The organism is Longimicrobium sp. (assembly GCA_036389135.1).
In the GTDB taxonomy this organism is placed as follows: Bacteria; Gemmatimonadota; Gemmatimonadetes; order Longimicrobiales; family Longimicrobiaceae; genus Longimicrobium.
Window position 1 is genome coordinate 43,288 of record DASVQP010000101.1, and the last position, 25,032, is coordinate 68,319.

The 25,032-nt window shown below is 71.2% G+C and carries 20 protein-coding genes and 1 rRNA gene; 10 read left to right on the plus strand and 11 right to left on the minus strand.

Annotated elements, in window-relative coordinates; all coding sequences use genetic code 11:
- Nucleotides 1-16 precede the first annotated feature (16 nt).
- The gene (locus VF584_21390) at nt 17-832 is read right to left on the minus strand and encodes a hypothetical protein (protein HEX8212744.1); all 816 of its coding nucleotides are present in this window, start codon (nt 830-832) and stop codon (nt 17-19) included.
- Nucleotides 833-942: 110 nt separating this feature from the next.
- Entirely contained in the window at nt 943-1,884 is a 942-nt protein-coding gene (locus VF584_21395) for a S1/P1 nuclease (protein HEX8212745.1), read from the minus strand.
- Nucleotides 1,885-2,102: 218 nt separating this feature from the next.
- Here VF584_21395 and VF584_21400 point away from each other — a divergent pair, with 218 nt between their 5' ends.
- The 3 genes from VF584_21400 to VF584_21410 are packed head-to-tail and all read left to right on the plus strand — an operon-like array spanning nt 2,103 to nt 3,015.
- The gene (locus tag VF584_21400; GenBank protein ID HEX8212746.1) at nt 2,103-2,321 is read left to right on the plus strand and encodes a hypothetical protein; all 219 of its coding nucleotides are present in this window, start codon (nt 2,103-2,105) and stop codon (nt 2,319-2,321) included.
- Nucleotides 2,321-2,677: a hypothetical protein gene (locus VF584_21405; GenBank protein HEX8212747.1), complete on the plus strand. Its 357-nt coding sequence runs from the start codon at nt 2,321-2,323 to the stop codon at nt 2,675-2,677. Before VF584_21400 ends, VF584_21405 begins: the two co-directional genes overlap by 1 nt.
- Complete coding sequence (locus tag VF584_21410) at nt 2,674-3,015, plus strand: DUF6665 family protein (protein HEX8212748.1); 342 nt, start codon at nt 2,674-2,676, stop codon at nt 3,013-3,015. Before VF584_21405 ends, VF584_21410 begins: the two co-directional genes overlap by 4 nt.
- A gap of 234 nt (nt 3,016-3,249) precedes the next feature.
- Here the strand turns inward: VF584_21410 and VF584_21415 are convergent, their stop codons facing one another.
- The gene (locus VF584_21415; protein HEX8212749.1) at nt 3,250-4,371 is read right to left on the minus strand and encodes a PilT/PilU family type 4a pilus ATPase; all 1,122 of its coding nucleotides are present in this window, start codon (nt 4,369-4,371) and stop codon (nt 3,250-3,252) included.
- A 302-nt stretch (nt 4,372-4,673) separates the two neighbouring features.
- Nucleotides 4,674-6,953 (minus strand): response regulator, encoded by a 2,280-nt coding sequence (locus tag VF584_21420; protein ID HEX8212750.1) that lies wholly within the window; start codon nt 6,951-6,953, stop codon nt 4,674-4,676.
- Between the two features lie 415 nt (nt 6,954-7,368).
- On the opposite strand from VF584_21420, the gene VF584_21425 reads away from it, so the two are divergent.
- Nucleotides 7,369-8,346, plus strand: coding sequence for an HD domain-containing phosphohydrolase (locus VF584_21425; protein HEX8212751.1), 978 nt, complete (start codon nt 7,369-7,371; stop codon nt 8,344-8,346).
- Here VF584_21425 and VF584_21430 read toward each other — a convergent pair.
- Entirely contained in the window at nt 8,336-9,715 is a 1,380-nt protein-coding gene (locus VF584_21430) for a sigma-54 dependent transcriptional regulator (protein HEX8212752.1), read from the minus strand. The two genes, VF584_21425 and VF584_21430, sit on opposite strands and share 11 nt — an antisense overlap.
- Before the next feature lie 165 nt (nt 9,716-9,880).
- Between VF584_21430 and VF584_21435 the strand changes: the two genes are divergently transcribed.
- Both VF584_21435 and VF584_21440 read left to right on the plus strand, forming a co-directional pair.
- Nucleotides 9,881-10,270 carry a response regulator gene (locus VF584_21435; protein HEX8212753.1) on the plus strand — a complete coding sequence of 130 codons (390 nt, stop codon included), beginning with the start codon at nt 9,881-9,883 and terminating at the stop codon, nt 10,268-10,270.
- A 74-nt stretch (nt 10,271-10,344) separates the two neighbouring features.
- Nucleotides 10,345-12,105, plus strand: coding sequence for an ATP-binding protein (locus VF584_21440; GenBank protein ID HEX8212754.1), 1,761 nt, complete (start codon nt 10,345-10,347; stop codon nt 12,103-12,105).
- 486 nt (nt 12,106-12,591) lie between these two features.
- Here the strand turns inward: VF584_21440 and VF584_21445 are convergent, their stop codons facing one another.
- The 4 genes from VF584_21445 to VF584_21460 all read right to left on the minus strand — a co-directional run bounded on the left by VF584_21445 (nt 12,592) and on the right by VF584_21460 (nt 18,799).
- Nucleotides 12,592-12,990: a hypothetical protein gene (locus VF584_21445; GenBank protein HEX8212755.1), complete on the minus strand. Its 399-nt coding sequence runs from the start codon at nt 12,988-12,990 to the stop codon at nt 12,592-12,594.
- A 287-nt stretch (nt 12,991-13,277) separates the two neighbouring features.
- The gene (locus VF584_21450; protein HEX8212756.1) at nt 13,278-15,632 is read right to left on the minus strand and encodes a PAS domain S-box protein; all 2,355 of its coding nucleotides are present in this window, start codon (nt 15,630-15,632) and stop codon (nt 13,278-13,280) included.
- Between the two features lie 116 nt (nt 15,633-15,748).
- A complete protein-coding gene (locus tag VF584_21455; protein HEX8212757.1) occupies nt 15,749-17,299 on the minus strand; it encodes an ATP-binding protein in 1,551 nt (516 codons plus the stop codon).
- A 450-nt stretch (nt 17,300-17,749) separates the two neighbouring features.
- Nucleotides 17,750-18,799, minus strand: a complete 1,050-nt coding sequence (locus tag VF584_21460) for an HD domain-containing phosphohydrolase (GenBank protein HEX8212758.1) — start codon at nt 18,797-18,799, stop codon at nt 17,750-17,752.
- A 193-nt stretch (nt 18,800-18,992) separates the two neighbouring features.
- On the opposite strand from VF584_21460, the gene VF584_21465 reads away from it, so the two are divergent.
- The 4 genes from VF584_21465 (at nt 18,993) to VF584_21480 (ending at nt 24,017) form a co-directional block, all read left to right on the plus strand.
- On the plus strand, nt 18,993-20,252 hold the full coding sequence (locus VF584_21465; GenBank protein ID HEX8212759.1) for a glucose-1-phosphate adenylyltransferase: 1,260 nt from the start codon (nt 18,993-18,995) through the stop codon (nt 20,250-20,252).
- A 192-nt stretch (nt 20,253-20,444) separates the two neighbouring features.
- Entirely contained in the window at nt 20,445-21,659 is a 1,215-nt protein-coding gene (glgA, locus tag VF584_21470) for a glycogen synthase (protein HEX8212760.1), read from the plus strand.
- 232 nt (nt 21,660-21,891) lie between these two features.
- Nucleotides 21,892-22,977, plus strand: a complete 1,086-nt coding sequence (locus VF584_21475) for an NADH:flavin oxidoreductase/NADH oxidase (GenBank protein ID HEX8212761.1) — start codon at nt 21,892-21,894, stop codon at nt 22,975-22,977.
- Nucleotides 22,978-23,006: 29 nt separating this feature from the next.
- On the plus strand, nt 23,007-24,017 hold the full coding sequence (locus VF584_21480) for an aldo/keto reductase (protein HEX8212762.1): 1,011 nt from the start codon (nt 23,007-23,009) through the stop codon (nt 24,015-24,017).
- 4 nt (nt 24,018-24,021) lie between these two features.
- Here the strand turns inward: VF584_21480 and VF584_21485 are convergent, their stop codons facing one another.
- Both VF584_21485 and rrf read right to left on the minus strand, forming a co-directional pair.
- On the minus strand, nt 24,022-24,456 hold the full coding sequence (locus VF584_21485; protein ID HEX8212763.1) for a GNAT family N-acetyltransferase: 435 nt from the start codon (nt 24,454-24,456) through the stop codon (nt 24,022-24,024).
- Between the two features lie 440 nt (nt 24,457-24,896).
- A 5S ribosomal RNA gene (gene rrf, locus VF584_21490) occupies nt 24,897-25,013 on the minus strand.
- Nucleotides 25,014-25,032: the final 19 nt, after the last annotated feature.

The following is a 25,032-nucleotide window of genomic DNA, read 5'->3' on the forward strand; positions in this document are numbered from 1 at the left end:
GCGCCTACATCGAGCGTCATCCGCCGCATCCACCACATCCGCCGCCGCACCCGCCGCCTCCGTCACCCCCGCCATCGCCCCCACCGTCACCGCACGAGGCGTCCGCGGAGTCGCAGCTGGAGCTCGAGGAGTCGGAGGAGGTGCCGCCATCCGATGAACCGTCGCGCTTCTTCTTCGCCGCGGACGCGGACGGGTTCTGAGTGGACGCCCCGACCACGATGGCGGCCCCGACCGCCAGCAGCACCAGCACCAGTGCGATGGGGGAGTCGAGGGTGCAGCCGGCGAGAGCCGCGAGCGCCAGCGGTGCCGCGTGGACGGGGCGCAAGCGCGGGCGGCGGATGATCCAGTGCGTGGCAGCAGAGACCGTGCGCGTGCGCGCCACGGGAGCGAACCGCTCTGCGGGCGAGGGCCAGACGTCCGGCGGCGGGGCGGCGCCGAAGGCTTCCTGGTAGCTGCGCAGCGTTCGGGAGTACCAGTCCGTGAACTTGGCGCCCTCGGCGCGGCCGCCGCGGGTCGGATCGTGGTGGAGGGGGCGGCCGAGGACGCGCCCGCACATCTCCTCCCAGTACGACCGGGTGTAGGTGAGGTGGAGGTGCCAGGCCTGGTCCACATCGACGGATGGCGTCACCGGGTGCCCGGCCGCCATCGCCAGGTACACGAAGCGCTTGTACTCCTCCACCACGCGAAGCGCGTACGCGCGGCTCCACCCGTTCTCCCGCGCCAGGCGGGCGGAAAAGGGGAAAACGGAATCGGGCTCGTCCAGGCGGAAAGCCAGGATGCGAGCCCGAAGGTCGTCCGCGGGAGCGGGGTGTGTCTGCGTGGTTTCGCTCATACTCGGGTTCCGGGTGCGGGGTCCGCGGGGTGCGGCGTTCTCCGACAGGCGGAACTACGGCCCGGCCGGGCGGCGGGATTCCGCCCGGCCGTAACGAAATCGCAACGGCGTCAGCTGCCCAGCGTCCGGTTCAGCAGGTCGGCCAGCCGGTAGCCGGCGATCGCCACCCGCGGCTCCGCGGCGTCCCACGCGACGAAGCGGTAGCGCATCGGCGCGCGCTCGCCCCTCTCCAGCCACACCGGGTACCCCACGCGCTGCGCGATGCGCATCCCCTCGCGCGACCACTCCTCGAAGGCACCCGGGAGCAGCCTCCCCGCGAAGCTCCGCTGCGGGTAGTTCATGGTAATGCGGCGGGCGACGCTTCCCACGTAGTCCTCTTCGGTGCGATCCGCGGCGCCCCACGGCACGGAAAAGCCGACCAGGCTGTCCCAGTAGGCGTGCAGGTTGTTGAACGGGTAGAGCCCCGCGAGGGTGAACGAGTTGGCGCCGCGGTCGCCGGCGGTGTCCTGAGGAGTGATGCGGACGCTGTTGTGCATCGGCTGGTGGCCGTCGCCCACCAGGTGCAGCGCCCACGCCAGGTCCACCGCGCGCTCCGCCTGCGGGAGCGACGCGTTGCCCAGCGAGGTGCCGTAGACCGCCATCCGGTTCAGCAGCTCGCCCGCGCGCGGCACGTCCGTCCGGTCGATGACGCGCCCGCCCGGCGTGCGCTGCTCCCAGAAGAAGTTGACGTAGTGCCACTCGCGGTGCGCGTAGCGGCTCCCCGGGTGCGTGCGGCTGCGGATGAGGTCCGCCCACACGCTCGTGTTGACGAAGAGGTCGCGCTGCCGGTCGGCCAGCGGGCGGGCATCGCCCGGCATCACCGCGCGGATCCCCGCGTCCTCAGGCGCGGCCATCAGGAGCGCCACCGCCTGCTCGCGCGCCCGCGGCGTCATGTGGTCCCACGCGATGCGCGCCACCACCTTGTGCCCCAACTCGTCCCAGGCGTGGGCCGGCGTTGCGGTCAGGAGCGCGCCGCCGAGGGCGAGGACGGTGGCCAGGAATCGTCGGATCATCGGTCGTTCGCGCTGGTGGGACTCGTGTGCGGCGGGGCCGCGGGTCGTCCGTCCAATCTCGCGCCCCGCCTCACCCCGCCGCAACCGGTGTGCGCGGATGCGGCGTGGACTGGCACCGGCTCTGCACGAGTGTCGTACAGCGTGTGCGAGGTCCTCTCCCCCGCTTCACGGCAACGACATGAAGCCATCGATCGGCAGGATGATCGCGCCTCGCGGTCGTGCGCGACGGGCGGCTCCTGGTGGAGAGCGGCGACATCACCCTATCGCACGCGGAGTTCGTGCGGCGGGCGCTCGGCACGCTTCCGGAGGGTGCGTGGGTGGGTACCATCCGCATGGCCGGCGGCGTGGTGATGGCCCTGAACTCGCGCACCTTTTACGGCAACCAGGTGCCGGCGCCGCAGCCCGTCATCGATGCCGTACGCGTCGCGTTCCGCTGATGGACCCCGGCCGCCGCCGCGAACTGGAGGCCCTGCTCCGCGGTCACCTCGCCGAACAGCCGGACGATGGGCTCTCCCGCCTGCTCTGGCTCGCGGATCAGTTGGAGAACTACGTGGAACGGTGGATCGGGTTCGGGGAGGAGCTGGAGGGCGGCCTGTTCGGCATGGTGGAGATCGGCGCTGCCCTGACAGGTGAGGAGATCCGCCGGGCGCCGCACCGGTCCGCCGCGCAGGGTGCGTGGGATGAGTTCGGCGCGGTACTCTCAAGCATCCGCGCCGGAACGCGATCGCCCGCGGAGCTCCGAGAGCCGCTCGCCCGCTTCCGCGCCGCGCTGCTTCATGAAGAGGAAGGATGAGGGCACCAAAGGGACCGCTGGCGCGCATCTCCGAGCGCAACGTGGAGAGCGTGCAGGCGGAGATCGCGCAGGAAAAGGCCGCGTCGCTCGGGCGCGTCGCCACGCGCCTCCTGGACGCGATCGCGCGCCTGGAGGAGCATGACGCCGCGCCGGAGGGTGCGCCCGAGGAGCGCGCCGGGCTGGTGTCGGCGGCGGGTGAGGCGCTGTGGTACTACGTGGTGCAGCGCGAGGCGTGCGGCCTCCGCGGCATGGACGGCGTCCTGCGCGATTTCCGCGTCCCGCGCGAGGTGCACCTGCGCATGGGCCCCAGACCCACCCAGCCCCGCGGCGGAGGTTGATCGCGGCCGGCCAGCGTCGGCGCGAGGGAAAGGGAGGGCAGACACGCAGGTCTGCCCCTACATGTTTGGCGCGACCCGGCAGGCGACGGAACGGAGGCGGACACGGGCGATGGCTGTGCAGAGCGGAGATCCGCCCCCTCTCTCGATAACAGAGGGCGGAGCCCTCTCCTGTTATCGGGAGAGGGGGCAGTCGAGTGTAACGAGACGGGGGTGAGGGCCGGTGAGGGCTCCCGCCTAGTACCCCGCCCCCGTCGTCAGCCCCTCCATCGTCCCCGACGCCCCACCGCCCCCAGCCTCCGAAAGGCGCGCCTTGAGCTCGAAATCGCCGGGGTTGGTGGCGGCCGCGCGGGCGACGCCGAACTCCACCAGCCCCGCCTGCACCAGGTCGGCCAGGTGCTGGTCGAAGCTCTGCATCCCGTACACGTCTCGCCCGGCGGCGATGTGGTCGCGGATCTCGGCGGTCCTCTCCGGATCGATCACGCAGTCGCGGATGGTGGAGGTCATCAGCATGACCTCCGCGGCCAGCGCGCGCCCGCGCACGCCCTTGCGCGGCAGCAGCCGCTGCGAGATCACCGCGTGCAGCGCGTCGCCGATGCGGTAGCGCACCGTCTCCTGCTCCTCGGGCGGAAAGGCGGAGATCAGGCGCGCCACCGTGTTGGTGGCGTCCTTGGTGTGCACGGTGGAGATCACCAGGTGGCCCGTCTCGGCCGCCTTGAGCGCGATGTCGATCGTCTCCGCGTCGCGCATCTCGCCGATCTGGATGACGTCGGGGTCCTGGCGCAGCGCCGCGCGCAGACCGCGCTGGAAGCTCTCCGTGTCCGCCCCGACCTCGCGCTGGCTGACGGCGCACAGGTTGTCGTGGTGGAGGAACTCGATGGGGTCCTCCAGCGTGACGACGTGCCGGTGCTCGTGGTTGTTGAGGTGCTGGATCATGGCCGCCATCGTGGAGCTCTTTCCCGAGCCCGTGACGCCCGTCACCAGGATCAGCCCGCGCTCGGCCAGGGCGATCTTGGAAACGACTTCGGGGAGGCCAAGTTTCTCCAGCGTGGGGATCTCGTAGGGGATGACGCGCAGCACCACCACGAAGCTGCCGCGCTGCCGCATCACGTTCACCCGGAAGCGCCCCACGCCGTGGACGCCCCAGGAGCAGTCGTGGTCCTGGATCAGGTCGATCCGTTCGCGCAGCGTGGGGCTGGCGATCACGGTGAGGACGAAGGCGCGGGCCTGTTCGGGCGAGAGCTTCTGCTTGGTGAGCGGGAGGAGCTTCCCCCCGATGCGCGCGCGCACGACGTCGCCGCCGCGGATGTGGATGTCGCTGGCGCCGCGCTCCACGGCGCCGCGGATGATCTGTTCCATCAGTCCTCAAGTGTACGCATCCCCCGGCCGTGTGGGCCGCGGGCGGAGCGGGTCGGTTGGATCTTGTATAACGGTCGCCAAAGGTAACGGGAGGGGGGAGGCGGATACAACCGGGGGTCCGCCGGCGGTGGACCAAACGCGAAAAACCGGGGGATGAACCCCCCGGCTGGGAACCACGGGAAGCCGGCTCGAGAAAACCGGCATCGGACCCCGAGTCCGCGCAGGCGGACTTTGTGCCGTTGTTGCCGCGAGTTAACTCGCCACAGAAGACCCAGAAGACCCAGAAGCCCCACAAGCCCCAGCTACCCCTCTGGGCTTCCCTTCCCCAGCAACGCCTCCACCGCCTCCATCAACCCCTCCACCGTGAACGGCTTGTGGAGGAAGCGGCCCTGCGCGCCTGCGCTGCCGCCAGGGAAGGCGTTCTCGCGGGAGTAGCCGGAGACGTAGAGGACCGGCGTGGCGGGGCGCTCGCGGGCAAGCTGCGCGGCCAGGACCGGGCCGCCCATCTGCGGCATCACCACGTCCGTCACCACCAGGGCGAGGGGGCCGGGGTGCGCGCGGGCCCGGGTGAGCGCTTCCTCGCCGTTGCCCGCTTCCAGGACGGTGAAGCCCGTGCGCTCCAGCAGACGGCGGGTTGTGCGGCGCACGGCGGGCTCGTCGTCCACCAGGAGCACCGTGCCGCTCCACGTGCCGGGGACGGTGGGGGGCGGCTCCGGCGTGCGCGGGCGGGGGGGCGCCCCGGCGCGCGGAAAGATCACGCGAAAGGTTGTCCCCGCGCCGGGGCGGCTGAAGACGCGCAGCGCGCCGCCGCTCTGCTGCACGATCCCGTACACGATGGAAAGCCCCAGCCCCGTCCCCTTCCCCACCTCCTTGGTGGTGAAGAACGGGTCGAAGATGCGCTCCTGCGTCTGCGCGTCGATGCCGGTGCCGGTGTCGTGCACCGCGAGCATCACGTACGCGCCCGGCGCCAGGCCCGTGGCCCAATCGCGCGGCCAGGCGTCCACCTCCACGTGCATCGTCTCCACGATCACGGTGCCGCCGTCCGGCATGGCGTCGCGGGCGTTGAGGACGAGGTTCACCAGCACCTGCTCCAGCTGGCCGCCATCCGCGTTCACGGGGGCGAGATCCTCGGTGAGCACCGTGGTGAGCTCGATGCCGCTGGGGATTAGGCGGCGGAGCATCTTCCCCGTCTCCCGCACCACGCCGTTGAGGTCCACCGTCTCTCGGCGCACCACGTGGCCACGGCCGAATGCAAGGAGCTGCCGCGCCAGCCCCGCCGCCCGGTCCACCACCTCACCGATCGACTCCGCGTCCTCGCGCAGCGGGTCGCCGGGGGCGAGGTCGAGGAGCATGAGCGCGGCGGTGCCCTTGATGGCGGTGAGCAGGTTGTTGAAGTCGTGCGCGATCCCGCCGGCCAGCCGCCCCACGGCGTCCATCTTCTGCGCCTGACGAAGCTGCTCCTCCAGCGCCTTCTGCCGCGTGGTATCGGTGATGAAGCCCTCCACGGCCCGCGTCTTCCCGTCCACGTCGCGTACGCCGCGCCCCTGCTCCCACACCCACTTCTCGCCCCCGCCCGCGGTGACGATGCGGTAGCTCAGCTCGAAGTGGCGTCCCTGCTGGACGGCGGCCTGCACCTCCTCCCACACCCGCTCCCGGTCGGCGGGGTGGATGAGATCGGCGTACGCGACGGCCCCGGGGCCCACCAGCGCGTCGGGCGCGTAGCCGGTCAGCTCCTTGGCGCCCTCGCTGGCGAACTCCATCGTCCACTGCGGATCGTTGGCGCAGCGGTACGCCATCCCGGGAAGGTTGCTGAGGAGCCCCGCCGTGAAGCGCTGCGCCTCCTGCAGCGCCTCCTCCGTGCGCCGCCTCTCCGTGGTGTCGCGCAGGTACGCCGTTGTCCCCGCGGGCGAGGGGAAGAGCCTCACCTCCACCCAGCGGCCGATGCCGGGAAGGCACTCCTCCAGCGCCGCGGGCTCGTCCGCGTGGCGCAGGAGCGCGGCGAGGGTGCGCGTCCCGGCCAGCGCGGGGATCCCCTCCGCCAGCGGATGCCCCGCCGCATCTTCACGGGCGACGCCAAAGAGCCGCTCCGCCGCGCGGTTGGCGTAGGTGAGCCGCCCGCCGCCGTCCACCGCCAGGTACGCGTCGGAGATGCTGTCCAGCACCGCCTCCAGCCGCGCCGCCTCGTCCACCGCCCCCTGCCAGCGGCCGCGCAGCAGGGCGAAGCGCAGGGCGCGCGAGATCTGCTCCGGCGCCGAGTCCTTGGAGAGGAAGTCCTGCGCCCCCAACCGCACCGCCTCCGCCCCCAGCTCCTCGTCGCGCAGCGAGGTAAGGACGACCACGGGGACGCTGGGGGCCGCGTGGTGGAGCGCCAGAAAGGTTTCGATCCCCCGCGAGTCGGGGAGCGTCAGGTCCACCAGGACGCAGTCGGCCCGGCGCACCTCGCGGAGCGCTTCGGCCAAGGACGCCGCGCGCAGCACGTGCGGCGCTCCGCCATCGTGGGTGCCGTGGTGCGCCAGGATGCGGCGGACCCAGTACGCCGTCGCGTCGTCGTCTTCGACGAGCAGGACGGTTGCCGGCTTCATCTGAGAGGAAATCTGGACCAGGGGGGAGGTAGGCGCCGCTTCGCGCGGGTGAGGACGAGGGGAGATGTGCACGAGATGGCGCGCGGGGAGCGCACCGCGCTGTACTTTGTGTCAGGAGCCGATAACGCACAAGTTGAACACACCTGATGCGCTGAAGTTGCGAGCGCTGCCGTCCGGAATCGATACAGAGCCGCGCAAGCCGTTGCGGCGCGTGCGGTTGGCGATGCCGCGCCCGCCCGGACGTGCGACTTCTCGACACTCTCCCGCTCCCAGGGTCTCACGATAACTCCTCACACCGCAGCCACTTGCAGGAATAGCCCCAATGGCGCGCCTCTCGCAAATGGAGGGGGTACACGCGACGGCCCGCCGCACCCCGGGCGGAAACGAGAGCACCGCTACAGATGGAGCAATTCAGATGATGCTCAACGGCAGGATCATGATCGTGAGCGACCGCAAGCAGGTGATCGCCGAGCTGGAGCCCATCGTGCGCCGCGGGAGCCACCTGGCGCTCACCGTGCCCGACGCGCGCGAGGCGCTGCGCTCGCTGGAACAGGGGCTGGTTCCCGACCTGATCATCTCCGACCTGGGCTCGTCGACGGCGCACGAGAGCGCGGAGTACCTGAGCCGCTTCCGCCACATCAACCGCGCAGGCGCGCACCTGGTGATCGTGGACGAGGGGGCCGAAGCGCCGCCCGCCGACAGCACCATCCCGCTCCGCCGCCCCTTCCGCGACGGCGAGGTGCAGTGGGCGATCGAGGCGGCGGTGGGGAGGATCGCAGAAGAAGTGGTGGCGCTGCGCGGGCAGGTGTGCCGCGAGATGGAGGAGATGCGCCACGGGATGCGCGAGCTGCGCCGCGACGTGGTGACGGCGCTGGCGGGCACCATCGCCGCGCGCGACCCGTACATGCATGGGCACTCGGTGCGCGTGGCCGCCCTCGCCCGCCGCGTGGCCGAGGCGATGGGGATCGCGCCGGCCGACGTGGAGCTGCTGGAGTTCGCCTCGCTGCTGCACGAGATCGGCAAGGTGGTGGTACCGCTGGAGCTCCTGCACAAGACCGGCCCGCTGAGCGCGGACGAGCTGGAGCAGATCCGCGCCCACGCCCGCGCCGGCGCCCGCATCGTGGAGGGGGTGGCGTCGCTACGCGGAGCGGCGCGCCTCATCGAGCACCACACCGTCCCCTACGACGCGCTGCACCCCGCGCTGGACTCCGACTCCGCCGAGTTCCTCCTCGCCGGCATCCTGCACGTGGCCGACGCCTACGACGCCATGACCTCGCCGCGCGCCTACCGCGGCGCGCTCGACCACGATTACTGCGCGCGCACCCTGGAGGCCGGGAGCGGCACCCGTTTCCACCCCGCCGTGGTGGAGATGCTGCTGAGAATCACGCGGTAGCCTCCTCGTCGCGCCCCACCCGCTCCAGCCCGTACTGCTTGATCTTGGCGTGCAGCGTGGCGCGGGAGATGGCGAGCCGCTGCGCCGCCAGCGTGCGGTTCCCCTCGGACAGGTAGAGCGTGCGCTCGATGTGCTGCCGCTCCACCTCTTCCAGGGTGAGGACGGTGCTGTCCAGCCGCGCCGCGCGGGGAGCGCCGGGGGCCCGCAGCGCCTCCGGGAGGTGCTCCGGGCCGATGACGTCGTCGCCCGGCGAGAGGACGAGGGCGCGCTCCAGCACGTTCCGCAGCTCGCGGACGTTTCCCGGCCAGGCGTAGCCCAGCAGCAGGTCCAGCGCGCGGTCGCTCAGCCGGTCCGGCGATGCGGGGTGGCGCAGGTGAAGCTGCCTGAGCGCCTCCAGCACCAGCTCCAGCACGTCTTCGCGCGACCTCTCGCGCAGCGGCGGGATGGTGAGCGGGAAGACGGAGAGGCGGTAGAAGAGGTCTTCGCGGAAACGCCCCGCACGCACCTCGGCCGCAAGATCCTTGTTGGTGGCCGCGATGAGGCGCACGTCCACCTGGATCTCGCGCGTGCCGCCCAGCCGGCGAAAGGTGCGCGTCTCCAGCACCCGCAGCAGCTTGGGCTGCAGGTCGGACGACAGGTCGCCGATCTCGTCGAGGAAGAGCGTCCCGCGGTCCGCCACCTCGAAGAGGCCGCGCTTCATCTCGCGCGCGTCGGTGAAGGCGCCCTTCTCGTGCCCGAACAGCTCGGAATCCAGAAAGGTGGCGGAGAGCCCCGCGCAGTTGATCTCCACGAATGCCGAGCGCGCCCGCGGGCTGAGCCCGTGCGTGAGCTGCGCCACCCAGCTCTTACCGGTGCCGCTCTCCCCCTGCAGCAGGAGCGTGGTGTCCTTTGACGAGGCGAGGAGCTCCACCTGCCGAGTCAGCTCGCGCATCCGCGGCGAGCTGCCCAGCGTGCCGGCGCGCCCCTGCTCCACCACACGCTCGGCCAGGGTGTGGTTGGCGCGGCGCAGCTCCACCTTTTCCACCGCGCGCTCGGCGGCGGCGCCCAGGTGGTCTAGGTCCACCGGCTTGGTGAGGAAGCCCTCCGCGCCGGCGCGCATCGCCTCCACGGCGGTCCCCACCTCGGCCTGGCCGGTGAGCATCACCACCGTGGCGCCGCGCGAGATGAGCACCTCCAGCACGTGCAGGCCGCTGATGCCGGGAAGGTTCACGTCCAGCAGCACCAGGTCGGGGAGGTGCGCCTCGAAGGTGCGCACCCCGTCTTCGCCGCTGAGCGCCTGGAAGGTCTCCCAGCCGCCGCGTTCGAAGTAGCGCCGCAGCACGCGCAGCACCGAAGGATCGTCGTCTACCAGGAGTACGGAACGTGCCATGCGGCTTGTCGTCCAGAGGGGTCGTTGAGCGGGAGCTTTGCTGCGTCGCCTCCCCAAAGTATGCGAACGCGCCAAATTCTGCACCTTTCTTCGTGCGCGATGAGTCGCGCCCCCTTATCATAGGGGCGCTCACCGGGTTTGCGCGTCCCCTTTCCGGTTCCTTTGATGTCTAACGAACCCGCACCGGTCGTGCTCGTGGTGGACGACGACGCCTCCGCGCGCCGCACCGCCAGCGAGATCCTGCGCAGGAGCGGCTACACGGTGCTGCAGGCGGCCGCGGGCACGGAGGCGCTCTCCGTGTCGTGGAAGCACGACGGCGGCATCGACCTCCTCCTCACCGACATCGTGCTCCCGGGGATGAACGGCGTGCAGCTCGCGGCTCGCATCGCGGACCAGCGGCCGGGGATCTCCGTGGTGTTCATGTCCGGCCGCCCCGAAGTGGACGCGGTGCGCTACGGCGTGCTGGCGCCCAGCTATCCCTTCCTCGCCAAGCCGTTCGGCGCCGCCGAGCTGCTGGAGATCGTGCGCGCCGTGCTGGCCGTGAGGGCGCCGTGAGCGAAGGGATGCTGCGGGTCGTTATAGTGGACAAAGGGGACGGCACGACACCCTCGCCCCCGAATTCGCGGGCGATGCGCGTTGCCACGCACGACGAAGCGGTCGCGGCGGCGCTGTCCGGCACGTGCGACGCGGTGGTCCTGCGCGACGGAGGCGACGCGCTCGGCTGCGTCCGGCAGCTGGCGGGGCACGCCGTTCCGGTCATCGTCCTGGTGGAGGAGGGCGACCCCGCCGAATTCGCGCGGGCCGGCGCCGCCGCGTCGCTCCCGTACGCCGCGGCCACTCCGGAGCTGCTGGAGTGCCTGCTGCGGCACGCCATGGCCGCGCGCCAGGTGATCGCGCGCGAGGAAGGGTGCCGCCACCTCCTGGAGCTCCTGCGCGAGGCGGTGCTGGTGCAGAGCGGTGAGGCCGTGGCCTACGCCAACGCCGCCGCCGCCGCCATGCTGGGGCTGTCCCGCCCCGAAGACCTGCTGGGCCGCCCCGTGGCGGAGCTCTTCCACCCCGAGCTCCGCGAGCGTGCCGCGGAGTACATCCGCACCGCGGCTGCGGGAGAGCGCGCGCTTCCCGCCCACGAGCGCCTCCTGGGCGCGGACGGTGCCGCCATCGACGTGGAGATCACCGCAGGCGCCGTGGAGTACGCCGGGGAGCCGTCGGTGCTCATCGTGGCGCGCGACATCCGCGAGCGCCTGCGGCTGGAGGAGCAGCTCCGGCTGGCGCAGCGCATGGAGGCGGTGGGGCGGCTGGCGGGTGGCGTGGCGCACGACTTCAACAACCTCCTCACCACCATCAAGGGGAACGCAGACCTGCTGGCGATGGACATCCCCGCCGACTCGCCCAGCGTGGAGGACGTCGCGGAGATCCAGTCCGCCACCGTGCGCGCCGCCGCCCTCACGCGGCAGCTCCTCGCCTTCGGCCGCGGGCAGGTGCTCATCCCCCGCGTGCTGGACCTGAACGCGGCGCTCTCCGCCTCGCTCCCCATGCTCCGCAGCCTGGTGCCGGAAAAGGTGGAGGTCGCCACCGTGCTGGACCCGGCCATCTCGCCGGTGCACGCGGACCCGCAGCAGCTAGACCAGGTGCTGGTGAACCTGGCCCTCAACGCGCGCGACGCCATGCCGCACGGCGGCACGCTGCGCCTCGTGACCACCAACGCCGTCGTCGCCGAGTCCGATCCGCGGCCCGCGTACATGGCCGCGGGCGAGTACGTGCGCCTCAGCGTGAGCGACGACGGCCACGGGATGGACGACACCACGCGCCAGCAGGTCTTCGAGCCGTTCTTCACCACGCACGGGCCCGGCAAGGGCGCGGGGCTGGGGCTGGCGACGGTGTACGGGATCGTGAAGCAGAGCGGCGGCTACATCACCGTGGAGAGCGAGCTGGGGCGCGGCACCACCTTTCACATCCTCCTCCCGCGCGTCACCGACACCGACCCCGCCGCCGACGCGCCGCCCGAGCTCGCGCCCGCCACCGCGCGCGGCACGGTGCTCCTAGTAGAGGACGAGGACCCGGTGCGCCGCGTGACCGCTCGTGCCCTGTTTCGGCGCGGCTTCGGCGTGCTGGAGGCGCGCGACGGACGCGAGGCGCTGGAGCTGTGGGAGGAGCACGGCGCCACCGTTGACGTGGTGCTCACCGACCTGGTGATGCCGCACATGGGCGGCGAGGAGCTGGCGCGGCACCTGGGCGCCGCCTCCCCCGCCCTCCCCATCCTCTTCATGACGGGCTACACGCGCGGCGCCGCCCTCAACCGCGAGGCCCTCGGCCCCGGCGCCGAGGTCGTCCACAAGCCCTTTGACGCCGACGAGCTGGCCGAGCGCATCGCGCGGATGCTGGAGCGGTAGGGGGCCCTCACCCCCGGCTCGTTACACTCGCCTGCCCCCTCTACCGATAACAGGAGAGGGCTGCGCCCTCCTGTCATCGGTAGAGGGGGCGGAGATTGGTGCCGTTCGGCTGGCGTCGGTCCGGCGCATGTGCCCCCTCCCCCCGGGCCCCCTCCCCCGCCTGCGGGGGCGCAGGGCGGGTGAGGGGGAGAACTGCGTGTGCACCGCAGATGCGCTCGTAGGGGCGCGATTCATCGCGCCCACCCTTGAACCGCCTCGACATCGGCACCCCACACACATCCCGCGTAGGGGCAGCCCCACGTGGCTTCCCGCGCCATGGACGTGCGCCGAATCGTGCCGGCCTTCGCGAACCCGTTCCGATGCCGCGTTTCTCGAGCCGGCTTCAGCCGCCTTCCCGTGGTTCCAGCCGGGGGCTTCAGCCCCCGGCGCTGCCCCGGCACCCGATGTCCCCGGCGCCGCCGTCCTCCACGATGCCCGCCGCTGCTGTCAGGTGTTAGGTACAATCAGGAGGCGGGCCCATTGCGGCGCGCCCGCTGGATCCGCGGTGCAGCGGAGGCGGGTGCCCCAGCCGGCGTCCGTGCGCGCGGCGGTGGCGGTGTGGAGCTCGCAGGCGGGGTCGCCGGCGCGCTGCTGGAGGGAGACGACGGGGCGCGCGCGGTGGGTCAGGACCAGGGGGACCGAGACGCTCGCATCCCCGCCGCGCGTGCGCTCCACGCGGACCTGCTCCGTGCCAGCCGCGCCGCCCAAGGCCGATGCAAGCTTCAGCTCTTCCGCGGCCACCACACGCGCACTCACACCGATCCCCCCGCCCACGCTCTGCGCACGCGCGGCGAGCGGAGAGGCGAGGAGGAGGATCGTGGCGGCCAGCAGCGGGAGTGAGCGCATTTCAAGACTCGCGGAAGAGGGTGGCTCCGGCGAGTCGTCGTAAAGCGAGGAGCGAGCCGCGTCTCCCTGTGCGCTAAACGCATGCGCTATAGCAAGTTAACTTAGTGCAAGGTGGTCCTGTTCTGTCGAGAAACCGGACGGTGTAGCGGATACCTTGCGGAGTAACAACACGAGAGGCCGATGAATGGCCATTCGTCGCGTTTCCGGTCAGTGTATGGCGTAGCAAAGAGGCGCGAGGGATATTCTCCTCGCGCCTCTTTTGCTTCCATCGAGCGGATGTTCAGTGCTTACCGGGGGGCGGCACGCCCCACCGCTTCGACCGTGTCCGCGACGGTGCCCATGTCAAAGGGCTTGAGGATGACGGGCACCTCGGAGGCGGAGAGGGCGTCGGCCGTCTGGTCGCCGAGGGCATCGCCGCTCATGAAGACCAGGCGCCGGTCCATCCCGTCGCCGCGCTCGCGCAGGCGGGCGTGCAGGCGGTCGCCGCTCAGGCCGGGCATGCGCACGTCGGAGAGGATCACGTCGAAGCCGCCCTCCGACTCCAGCATGCGCAGCGCTTCGCCGCCCTCGGCGGCGACGCTCACGCGATGGCCGCGGCGGGCCAGGTAGCGCGAGAGGGTGCGGCGGATGCTGTCCTCGTCGTCCACCACCAGCACGCGCAGCGTTTCCGCGGCGGTGGTGAGCGCTTCGCGGACGGGGGGCGGCTCGGCCCTCCCCTCCTCGGCGGCGGGGAAGTCGATGCGAAAGGTGGTCCCCTCCCCCGGCACGCTCTCCACGTGGATGCGCCCGCCGTGGTCCGCCACCATCCCGTGCACCAGCGCCAGGCCAAGGCCGGTGCCCTCGCCGGGCGCCTTGGTGGTGTAGAAGGGGTCGAAGATGCGCTCCAGCGCCTCCGGCGGAATGCCGGACCCGTTGTCCACCACGTACACCGAAACGCCCCGCTCGCCCGACTGCGTGCGCACGGTGATGCGCGGGTCGGGGCGGCCGGCCAGCGCCTGCTCCGCGTTGACCACCAGGTTCAGAAGCACCTGCTCCATCTGCCCCCGGTCGGCCATGATGGCGGGGAGCGCGGCGTCCAGCTCGGTGCCCACCGCGATGTTGTAGGTGCCCAGCGAATAGCCGCGCACCTGCAGGACGTGGCCGATCACGTTGTTGAGGTCCACCCGCTCGCGCGGCGTGTCCTCCTCCTGCGTGTCGCGCGCCAGGCGGCGCAGGTTGGCCACGATCTGCGCGGCGCGGTCCGCCTCGCGCTTCATCACCTCCAGCGCCTCGCGGTCCTCCAGCGTGCGGGAGTCCATCAGCATCAGCGCGGTGAAGCCCTTGATGGCGGTCAGCGGGTTGTTGAGCTCGTGCGCCACGCCCCCCACCAGCGTCCCCAGCCCCGCCAGCCGCTCGGCGCGCCGCAGGTGCCGCTCGCGCTCCAGCCGCTCGGTGGCGTCCTGCACGATGGTGAAGAGGCAGCGGCCGCCCCCCTCCGCGCCGTCCACCGCGGAGACGAACAGGTCGAGCGGAACACGCCGCCCGTCGTCCATCCGCGTCCGCCACACCAGCCCGCTCCACTCCCCGGCCTCGCCGATGCCGCGGGCGATCTCCTCCTCCTGCGCGCCCTCGGCGTCGGGAACGAGGGCGTCCATGTACGCCTGCGCGTCCGCCGCCAGGGGGATTCCCAGGATTTCCGTGTAGGCGCGGTTCACGAAGATCACCCGTCCGCGCTCGTCGGTGATGCTCACCCCCTGCGCCAGGTTGCCCAGCGCCAGGTGGAGGAGCTTCATCTCGGCGAGCAGCTCCTGCTCGTCCGTGATGTCGCGCCCGATGCCGTGGATGCCGGTCACGCGCCCGTCTTCGTGGATGACCGTGGCGTTGACGGAGACGCGGCGCAGCTCCCCCGACGGCCGCGTCAGGTCCATCTCCATCAGCGCCTTGTCGGTGGCGCCGGTCAGGAGGTCGATGAAGATGCGCTCGATGGCGGGAAGGTCCTTGGGGGCGATGATGGCGCCGAAGTAGCTGCCGAGGACGGTGTGGCTCTCGCGGCCCAGCAGCGCCTCGCCGGCCCGGTTCAGCTCCACGAAGCGCCCCTGTACGTCCAGCGCGTAGATGGCGAACGGCGAAGTGCTCACCAACCGGCGGTAGTGCGCCTCGCTGCGCGCCTGCTCGGCGAGGTGCACGCGCTGCGCGATCTCGGTGGTCACCGCGTCCGCCAGGTCGGCCAGCACCTGCTGCTCGTCGTGGCTCCAGCTGCGCGGGCGGTGGTCCAGTACGCAGAGGGTGCCCAGGACGTGGCCGTCCGGCGTGCGGATCGGGTAGCCGGCATAGGCGCGGTACCCCTGCTCCCGCACCGCCAGCGTGTCGCGCACGCGCGGGTCCGCCGCGGCGTCCTCCAGCAGCAGCGGCCCCCCGGCGTCGATGGCGTGGCGGCAGAACGACTCCGAAACCGGGGTGTAGCTCCCCGCCGCGCCATCCACCCCCACGCAGCTCTTGACGTACTGCCGGTCGGCGTCCAGGAGCGTCACCAGCGCGACCGGCGCGTTCAGCAGGCGCGCGGCCAGGCGGGTGAAACGGTCAAAGGACGCCTCGGCCGGCGAGTCCATCAGGCCGAGGAGCTCCAGCGCGGAGAGGCGTTGCGGATCGTCGATCGCGCCCAAAACGGAACCGGTCGGGGGAAGGGTACGGCACACCCGTCGTGCATGCTTCCCATACAACGAGCCACGGCGCGTGTTCCGGGCCTCGGCGTGCAAGTACCGCCCTGTTTGCGCCATCATCACTCTCGCGCCGCGTCCTCCACCACCGCGCCGGGGAGGAGAACGGTAAAAGTACTACCCTTTCCGGGCAAGCTCTCTGCCCAGATTCGCCCGCCGTGGAGTCCCACGATGTTGCGGCAGATGGGGAGCCCCAGCCCGGTGCCCCCCTTCTCGCGGCTGTCCGACGAGTCCACCTGCTGGAAGCGCTCGAAGATCGACTCCAGCTTCGCCGCGGGGATGCCGCGCCCCTGGTCGCGCACCTGCACGCGCAGGTCGGCGCCCACCACTTCGGCGCGCACCCACACGGCGCCGCCGCGCGGCGAGTACTTGGCCGCGTTGGAAACCAGGTTGGTGAGCACCTGCGCGATGCGGTCGGGGTCCACGTTCACCGCCACGTCGGGGAGGTCGGTCACCAGCAGGAGGTCGGCCTGCTCCAGCAGGGGGCGGATGGTGTCGATGGCGTCGTCGGCGATCTGGCGGATGGAGAAGGGGCGCCGCTCGATCTCCAGCTTGCCGGAGGCCATCTTCTCCAGGTCCAGCACGTTGTCGATCAGCCGGCCCAGCCGCTCGGAATTCGCCAGCGCCAGTGCAACCATGCGCGCGGCGCGCTCGGGGTAGTTGGCAAGCACGCCGCCGTGCAGCAGCCCCAGCGATCCGCGGATGGCGGTGAGCGGGGTGCGCAGCTCGTGGCTCACCAGCGAGATCAGCTCGTCCTTGAGCCGCTCGTGCGCGCGGCGCTGCGTCACGTCGCGCGCGATCCCGCTGAGCCCCATCACCCGCCCGCCCACCACCTCCAGCTGCACCCGCTGCTCCAGCCAGAGCTCGGCGCCGTCCACCACCAGCGGCACCTCGCGCACGGTGGTGGGGATGCGGTCGCGGAGCTGGGCGCAGTAGAACTCGCGCACCTCGTGGCGCACGTCCTCGCGCACCATCTCCGTGGCGCTGCGCCCCACGACTCCCTCGCCCAGCAGCGCGCACGCCGAGGGGTTGGCGTAGGTCACCACGCCGCGCGTGTCGGTACGGCAGATGGCGTCGGTGGCGTCCTCCACCAGGGTGCGGTAGCGCGCCTCGGCGGCGGCCAGCGACTGCGTGTGGAGCGCGCGCACCTCCAGCAGGTTGCGGATGCGCAGCAGCGCCTCCCCCGGCTCGAACGGCTTGGAGAGGAAGTCGCGCGCGCCGCACGCCAGCGCCTGCTGCACCACCGTCGCACGGTCTTCGCCGGTGACCACCAGGATGGGGACGGCGCCGCCCGCCAGCGAGCGCACGTCCTGCACGACGTCGAAGCCGTGCCGGTCCGGCATGCGCAGGTCCACGATCACCAGGTCCGGCTCCACCTCCGCGCAGAGCGGCGCCACCTCGCCGCCGCGCGTGGCGAACCACACGCGGCGGTAGCCGGCGCGCGCCAGGAGGCGCTTCATCACCTCGATGACGCCCGGGTCGTCGTCCGCCACCACGATGCGGCAGTCGCGGAGCTGCTCGGGCGCCAGGAGCGGGTCGTGGGGCAATGCGACGGTGCGATGGGGGCGGCGTGCCAGGATGCTGCGCGGCTGCGGGTCCAATATGGAGGGCATCGGCGTCCGGTCAAATTGCGGGGGCCGCGGACGGATGTCCGCGTGCCCCGCAAAGGCAGGGAGCGTGCCGATGCCGGGTCGCAGCGCAAGTGGTTGCGCGCCATACATTTGAGTTGGCGCGGAGGGGGTGCGGCGGCGTCCGGCTTCTGTACGCCGTCGCGAATCCAGACGGGTGCTTAGAAACCTACTTCCTGAACGGAGCGCCTACGCCGCCTCTGTCTCCGCGCCGTAGACCGTGCGCGTAGTGAAGGAAACGACTGCCGCTACCGGTGCCGTACCGGCCCGCGCTCCGCAGTCCGTACAGGCCTGGCTATGGAGCATGGGCCAGTCCGGAGCTGGCAGCGTGGATCGCTTCCTTCACTTCGCATTCGAATCCGGCGTGGAAGCACGGATTGGGGGGTGCTCCGTTCAGGAAATGGGCGACGCCGCTGCGTTGTGTTCGATACCCTGCTAGCGGTCGCGGCGCGCCGCGTCGTGGGCGCGGAAGTGCGCGTGGAGCACGGGGAGGGCGGCCTCGAAGGCGGCGACTACCGTGGGGTCGAATTGCGTGCCGGAACAGCGCCGGATCTCGGCCACCGCGGCTTCCCAGGGGAGGGCGTCGCGGTAGGCGCGGGCGGAGGTCATGGCGTCCAGCGTGTCGGCCACGGCCAGGACGCGCGCCGCCAGCGGGATGCGGTCGCCCGCCAGCCCGTCCGGGTAGCCGTACCCGTCCCACCGCTCGTGATGCCAGCGCACCACGCCGATCACCAGCGGGTCGTCGATCAGCGGCTCCAGGATGCGCGCGCCGGCCGCGGGGTGCCCCTCCATCAGCTCCAGCTCGGCCGTGGTGAGCGTCCCCGGCTTGTTGAGCACCGAGTCCGGGATGCCGATCTTTCCCACGTCGTGCAGGTCGCCCGCCAGCGGAAAGCGCAGCAGGTCGATCCCGCCCGTCACCTCGGCCATGGACATGGCGTAGGCGGTGACGCGCTTGGCGTGGCCGGCGGTGTAGGCATCCTTGACCTCCACGGCGGTGACCAGCGCCCGCGCCGCGCGCAGAATCCAGAGCCGGCTCTCCGCGTCGCGGTGGCGTAGGCGGGCCTCCAGCAGGTCGCGCTCGCGGGCGGCGGCGCGCTCGGCCCGCTGCCGCGCGACGGACTGCTCCACCTGCAGCCGCAGCTCGTCCAGCTCGAAGGGCTTCAGCAGCACCGCGTCCACCCCGCGCTCCACCGCCCCGACTAGAGCGGGTACGTCGGCGTCGCCGCTCATCAGCACGCTGCGCACCCCCGGCAGGCGCGCGCGCACCTCCTGCAGCAGCTCAAGCCCGCTGGAGACCGGAAGGCGCAGGTCGGTCACCACGACGTCGAAGCGTTCGCTCTCCAGCAGCTCCAGCGCCTCGTCCGCGCCGGCGGCGCTGCGCACGTGGTAGCCGCGCTCCTGCAGGAAGACGCGTATCAGCCGGCGCACCGAGTGGTCGTCGTCCACGACCAGGATGCGCGGGGCTTCGGATGCGGGGTCGCTCAAGGGGAGAGGCCGGGAGGAGGAGGATGCGATACGGGGGGGCGTCGGGCGAGAATCGGTACGTATGGGACATTCTGTCATCGCGAGGCCTCTTTGTCCAGTCCCGCGCGGCCTGAGCGGGAATGGGCCAACTTCTTGCCGTGACGGGGGGTGCCGGATCACACCCCACACTGCCCGTTCGCATTCCATGAGCCAGATGCTCGCAGTCATTCTCGGCGGCGGCGCCGGGACGCGCCTCTTCCCGTTGACCAAGGACCGCGCCAAACCCGCCGTGCCGCTCGCGGGCAAGTACCGCCTCATCGACGTTCCCATCTCCAACTGCATCAGCAGCGGGCTGTACCGGATGTTCGTGCTTACGCAGTACAACTCCGCCAGCCTCAACAGCCACATCACGCACTCGTACGTCTTCGACCGCTTCCACGGCGGCTTCGTGACGATCCTGGCGGCCGAGCAGACCGCCTCGTCGGAGCTGTGGTACCAGGGGACGGCGGACGCGGTGCGCCAGTCGATGCCGCACATCCGCAGCGTGCCGCACGAGCGCGTCATCATCCTCTCGGGCGACCAGCTCTACGCGATGGACTACCGCAAGATGCTGGCGCACCACGACGCGACGGGCGCCGACATCACGGTGGCCGCCACGCCGGTGACGGCCGAGGACGCGCCCGGCTTCGGCATCATGCACACGGACGAGGCGCACCGCATCACGGCCTTCTACGAGAAGCCGCGGCACGAGGAGCTGGCGGGCAAGGAGAGCCCGGCCACGCCGGAGATGGAGGCCGCGGGGCGGATCTACCTGGCGTCGATGGGCATCTACATCTTCAACGCCGGCACCCTGCGCGACGTGCTGGACCGCAAGCCGGACGACCACGACTTCGGCAAGCAGATCATCCCCGGCGCCATCGAGGAGCTCAAGGTGGTGGCGTACCCGTTCGCGGGGTACTGGAACGACATCGGGACGGTGCGGTCGTACTTCGAGACGAGCATCATGCTGGCCCAGCCGCACCCCGCGTTCAACCTGTACGACCCGGCGATGCCGCTGTACACCAACGCGCGCATGCTGCCGCCCGCCAAGATGACCCGCACGCGCCTGGAGCACGCCATCGTGGCCGAGGGGAGCATCATCGAGGACAGCGAGATCACGGACTCGGTGGTGGGGATCCGCTCGTACATCTCCGGCGGCACGCGCATCCACCGCGCGGTGCTGCTGGGCTCGGACTATTACGGGTGGCAGGAAGGCGAGACGCGCAACTACGCCCAGGGCCCCCTGCGCCCCGGCATCGGCGAGGGCACGCGCATCGAGAACGCCATCGTGGACCGCAACGTCGCCATCGGCAAGCGCTGCATCATCACGAACCGCGAGGGCATCCGCGACGGCGAGGGCCCCAACTGGTACATCCGCGACGGGATCGTGGTGATCCCAAAGAACGCGGAGATACCGGATGGGACCGTCATCTGAAAAAGAAGTGCGGTAGTGCGTGAGTGCGCCCTGGCGACGGAACAGCGGTTCACGCAGAGACACAGAGACAACAGAGAGCCGCAAAGGGGGGTCTCTCTTCCATCCCTTTCCCTGTTACTCTGTGTCTCCGTGTGAGATGTAGTTCGGCAGTACCCACGAAGTTGAACGCACCAACGCACAAACGCACTGTCCATGCGCATCGCCCTCTTCACCAACGAGTACCCGCCCCACGTCTACGGCGGGGCGGGCGTCCACGTGGAGTACCTGTCCAGCGAGCTGGCGCGGCTGGAGGGGGGGGCCCACACGGTCGACGTGCTGGCGTTCGGCGAGCAGCGGGAGAGCCACGGCAGCCTGCACGTGCGCGGCATCCCGGTGCCGGTGAAGCTGTCCGCGCAGGACCCGCGTCACGAGCGGCTGCTGGACGCGCTGGCCCGCAACCTGGCGATGGTGGGCGCGGTGCAGGCCCCGGACATCGTCCACTGCCACACCTGGTACTCGCACCTCGCCGGCTCGCTGGCCCGCCCGCTGACCGGCGCACGGCTGGTGCTGACCACTCACTCGCTGGAGCCCCACCGCCCCTGGAAGGTGGAGCAGCTCGGCACCGCGTACGACGTCACCACCTGGATCGAGCGCACCGCCTACCAGAACGCGGACGGAGTGGTCGCCGTCTCCCAGGCGATGAAGGCGGACGTGCAGGCGCTGTACGGCGTCGCGCCGGAGCGCATCCGCGTGATCCACAACGGGATCGACCCGGACGAGTACCGCCCGCGCCCCGACCCCGCCGTCCTCCGCCGCCTGGGCGTCGACCCCGATCTCCCCGTCGTCCTCTTCGTCGGCCGCATCACGCGCCAGAAGGGAATCCTGCACCTCGTTCGCGCCATCCGGCACCTGGACGCGGGCGTGCAGGTGGTGCTCTGCGCCGGCGCCCCCGACACCCCCGAGATCGGCGAGGAGATGCGCGCGCTGGTGGAGGAGGTGAAGGACGAGGTCTCCGTCCCGGTCATCTGGATCGCGGAGATGCTCTCCAAGCCCGACGTGATCGCGCTCTACACGCACGCAGCCGTTTTCGTCTGCCCCTCGGTGTACGAGCCTTTCGGGATCATCAACCTGGAGGCGATGGCCTGCGAGACGCCGGTCGTCGCCTCCGCGGTGGGCGGCATCCCCGAGATCGTCGTCCCCGGCGAAACGGGCCTCCTCGTCCCCCTCGACGCGGAGGGCGAGGGCTCGGTGGAGCCGCGTGATCCAGACGCCTTCTCCCGCGCGCTCGCCGCCGCCGTCAACGAGCTGATGACCGACCCCGCCCGCCGCGCCGCGATGGGCACCGCCGCCCGCGCGCGCGTCCTCGCCCACTTCAGCTGGCGCGCCATCGCCGCGCAGACGCTGGAGTTCTACCGCGAGCTCCTGTAAGGCCCCCTCCCCGCTCGTTCCTCGCTGCCCCTCCCCCAAACTGCTGGGGGAGGGGCGTACGCATACATCTGCTCGCGCGGCTGCAACCTGCGAAGGCAGGTTTCCCGCGGTTGTTGCAGCGGTTTCAACCGCCGGGCCCCGCACCGCACACCTGTCCCCCCGCTGGTCGCAGGGTTGCAACGGGAACGGCGCTCCACGGTGGCAGGATGATCTACCAAACGGAGGACCCGAGTTGCCGGCTGACACGGATGCGCGGCTCTTTTCGCCGCTGAGGTTGCGAGAGGTGGAATTCAGGAACCGGATCGGCGTGTCGCCGATGTGCCAGTACTCCAGCGAGGACGGGTTCGCGAACGACTGGCACTTCGTGCACCTGGGCGCCTTCGCCACGGGCGGCGCGGGGCTGGTGATGACCGAGGCCAACGCCGTCGTCCCCGAGGGCCGCATCAGCCCGCGCGACCTGGGGATCTGGAAGGACGAGCACGTCCCCGCCCTGCGGCGCATCACCGATTTCATCCACGCCCACGGCTCCATCGCGGGGACGCAGCTCGCGCACGCGGGGCGAAAGAGCAGCACACAGGTGCCGTGGGAGGGGAACGGCGCCGTTGCCGTCGAGGACGGCGGTTGGAACGAGGTGATGGCGCCCAGCGCCGTCCCCTTCACCGAGGGCTATCCGCAGCCGAGGGAGCTGGACGAGGAGGGGATCCGCCGCGTCGTGGACGGCTTCCGTGACGCGGCCCGGCGCGCGCTGGAGGCGGGCTTCCAGGTGGTGGAGGTGCACGCGGCGCACGGCTACCTCCTGAACGAGTTCATGTCTCCGCTCAGCAACCAGCGCACGGACCGGTACGGCGGCTCCTTCGACAACCGCGTGCGGCTGACGCGCGAGGTGGTCGCCGCGGTGCGCGAGGTGTGGCCGGAGCGGCTTCCGCTCTTCGTGCGCATCTCCGCGTCGGACTGGGCGGAGGGCGGGTGGGACGTGGAAGACTCCGTGCAGCTAGCGACCCTCCTGCGCGGCGACGGCGCGGACCTGATCGACTGCTCGTCCGGCGGGCTGGTGCCGAACGCCAAGATCGAGATCGGGCCCGGCTACCAGGTTGGGTTCGCCGAGCGCGTGCGCCGCGATGGCGGCATCCCCACCGCGGCCGTGGGTCTCATCACCGAACCCGAGCAGGCGGACGACATCATCCGCGCCGGCCAGGCCGACCTGGTGCTCCTGGCGCGCGAGCTCCTGCGGCAGCCGCGCTGGCCCCTGCTGGCCGCGCACCGCCTGGGCACCCGCGGCGACTGGCCGAAGCAATACGAGCGGGCACAGCCCCGCTGAGCTCTTCGATCACACGGAGATAAATCGAAATGGCGGAACTGGCGAAGCGCAGGCTGGGAAGCAACGGACCCGAGATCACGCGCGTGGGGTTCGGCGCGTGGGCGGTGGGCGGCGGCGGGTGGGCCTTCGGATGGGGGCCGCAGGACGACGAGGACTCACTGCGGGCCATGCGCCACGCCGTGGAGCGGGGCGTCAACTGGATCGACACGGCTGCGGTGTACGGCCTGGGGCACTCGGAGGAGGTGGTCGGCCGCCTGCTGCGCGACTTCGGCGAGGGCGACCGGCCGCTCGTCTTCACCAAGTGCGGGCTGGCCTGGGACGAGAGCAACCCCATGGCCCCGCCGCAGCGCACGCTGCAGCCGCACTCCATCCGCCGCGAGTGCGAGGCATCGCTGCGCCGCCTCGGCGTGGAGACGATCGACCTCTACCAGTTCCACTGGCCGGATGAGACGGGGACGCCGGTGGAGGACTCCTGGGCCGAGATGCTCCGCCTGGTCGACGAGGGGAAGGTGCGCTGGGCCGGCGTCTCCAACTTCGACACGGAGCTGTTGGAGCGCTGCGACAGCCTTCGCCACGTGGACTCGCTGCAGCCCTCGTTCTCGCTGATCCGGCGCGACGCCGCGGGGGCCGAGATACCGTGGTCCCTGGAGCACGAGACGGGGGTGATCGTCTACAGCCCCATGCAATCCGGCCTCCTCACCGACCGCTGGTCGATGGAGCGCGTCAACACCCTGGCCGAGGACGACTGGCGCCGCGGCTCGGCCGACTTCCAGATGCCCAACGTGGAGCGCAACCTCGCCCTCCGCGATGCGCTGGGCCCGATCGCCGAGCGCCAAGACACGAGCGTCGCCTCCATCGCGGTGGCGTGGACGATCGCGTGGCCGGGGGTGACCGCGGCCATCGTCGGCGGGCGCACGCCGGAGCAGGTGGATGGCTGGGTGGGCGCCGCCAACATCGACCTCACCCGCGAGGACCTGGACGAGATCGCCGGCGCCATCAACCGCACCGGCGCAGGCACCGGCCCTCGGACGCCGCGTTGAGGCGCTACGAGGACGGGTTTTCGGGGAGGCGCTCCAGGCGGATGGCGTAGTCGCGGAAGCCGACGGAGCGCCAGAAGTGGCGGCCGGCCTCGTTGGACGCGAGCACGTCCAGGGTCACGCGCGACGTGGGGGGGATGATCTCCCTCAGGAGCAGCTCCATGGCGCGGCGGCCGGCGCCGCGGCCGCGGTGCTCGTGCAGCACGAAGAAATGCCGGATGTACGACGTGTCCTCGTCGACGCTGGCGAGCGTGTAGGCGACGGTGGAGCCGTCCTCCTGGAAGAGGAGCGCCTTGTAGTCCTCGTCCGCCAGCCAGCGGCGCATGCGGGCCTCGAGGCGCTCCAGCGACATCCCGCCGCCGTCCCACTCGTCCTCGATCAGCTGCCGGTTGATCTCGGCCAGGAACGGGGCGTCCGACTCGACTGCATACCTGTATTCCATCCGGTTCTCCAAGTGCGGGTGTCGCTGGGACATGAATGCTCAACTACTGCATGGCTCACACGGAGGCGCGGAGACGCACCACACTTCCTGAACGAAGCGCTGCGCCGCACGTTGTCTCCGCGCCGGCCTCTGGCGCGGAGTGAAGGAGACGGGCTCTGCGGTGTGGCACCGTCGTATCCCATGTTCAGGTGCCAGCAGGTGGCGATCGCCACGCACGGTCTGTCGAACATGGCCAGATCCCGGGTGCGCGGCGGGGATCGTCTCCTTCACTTCCGCGCCACCAAGCTCGGCTGCGAAGCCGTGGGCGGGGGTGGGGCGCTCCGTTCAGGAAGTTCGGTTCTCCGTGGCCTTGCAGTTCCCTCTGTGTTCTCTGTGTGAGGCTGTTCCACAAACAGAAGCCCCCCGACGCTCGCAGTGAGCATCGGGGGGCTTGAAACGTAGGCCGGCGGCGCCGTACTCTCCCACCGGGTGGCCCCGGCAGTACCATCCGCGCGAGTGGGGCTTAACTTCCGAGTTCGGGATGGGATCGGGTGATCCCCCACGCCATGGCCACCGGCCGTACATGTAAAGATCGGG

What these genes read in the sequence shown, in the direction of transcription:
- VF584_21455 (HEX8212757.1), bottom strand. Translation starts at nt 17,299, where the DNA reads ATGCCCTCCATATTGGACCCGCAGCCGCGCAGCATCCTGGCACGCCGC.
- VF584_21420 (HEX8212750.1), bottom strand. Translation starts at nt 6,953, where the DNA reads ATGAAGCCGGCAACCGTCCTGCTCGTCGAAGACGACGACGCGACGGCG.
- glgA (HEX8212760.1), top strand. Translation starts at nt 20,445, where the DNA reads ATGCGCATCGCCCTCTTCACCAACGAGTACCCGCCCCACGTCTACGGC.
- VF584_21395 (HEX8212745.1), bottom strand. Translation starts at nt 1,884, where the DNA reads ATGATCCGACGATTCCTGGCCACCGTCCTCGCCCTCGGCGGCGCGCTC.
- VF584_21465 (HEX8212759.1), top strand. Translation starts at nt 18,993, where the DNA reads ATGCTCGCAGTCATTCTCGGCGGCGGCGCCGGGACGCGCCTCTTCCCG.
- VF584_21415 (HEX8212749.1), bottom strand. Translation starts at nt 4,371, where the DNA reads ATGGAACAGATCATCCGCGGCGCCGTGGAGCGCGGCGCCAGCGACATC.
- VF584_21425 (HEX8212751.1), top strand. Translation starts at nt 7,369, where the DNA reads ATGATGCTCAACGGCAGGATCATGATCGTGAGCGACCGCAAGCAGGTG.
- VF584_21390 (HEX8212744.1), bottom strand. Translation starts at nt 832, where the DNA reads ATGAGCGAAACCACGCAGACACACCCCGCTCCCGCGGACGACCTTCGG.
- VF584_21435 (HEX8212753.1), top strand. Translation starts at nt 9,881, where the DNA reads ATGTCTAACGAACCCGCACCGGTCGTGCTCGTGGTGGACGACGACGCC.
- VF584_21440 (HEX8212754.1), top strand. Translation starts at nt 10,345, where the DNA reads ATGCGCGTTGCCACGCACGACGAAGCGGTCGCGGCGGCGCTGTCCGGC.
- VF584_21430 (HEX8212752.1), bottom strand. Translation starts at nt 9,715, where the DNA reads ATGGCACGTTCCGTACTCCTGGTAGACGACGATCCTTCGGTGCTGCGC.
- VF584_21410 (HEX8212748.1), top strand. Translation starts at nt 2,674, where the DNA reads ATGAGGGCACCAAAGGGACCGCTGGCGCGCATCTCCGAGCGCAACGTG.
- VF584_21480 (HEX8212762.1), top strand. Translation starts at nt 23,007, where the DNA reads ATGGCGGAACTGGCGAAGCGCAGGCTGGGAAGCAACGGACCCGAGATC.
- VF584_21485 (HEX8212763.1), bottom strand. Translation starts at nt 24,456, where the DNA reads ATGGAATACAGGTATGCAGTCGAGTCGGACGCCCCGTTCCTGGCCGAG.
- VF584_21445 (HEX8212755.1), bottom strand. Translation starts at nt 12,990, where the DNA reads ATGCGCTCACTCCCGCTGCTGGCCGCCACGATCCTCCTCCTCGCCTCT.
- VF584_21405 (HEX8212747.1), top strand. Translation starts at nt 2,321, where the DNA reads ATGGACCCCGGCCGCCGCCGCGAACTGGAGGCCCTGCTCCGCGGTCAC.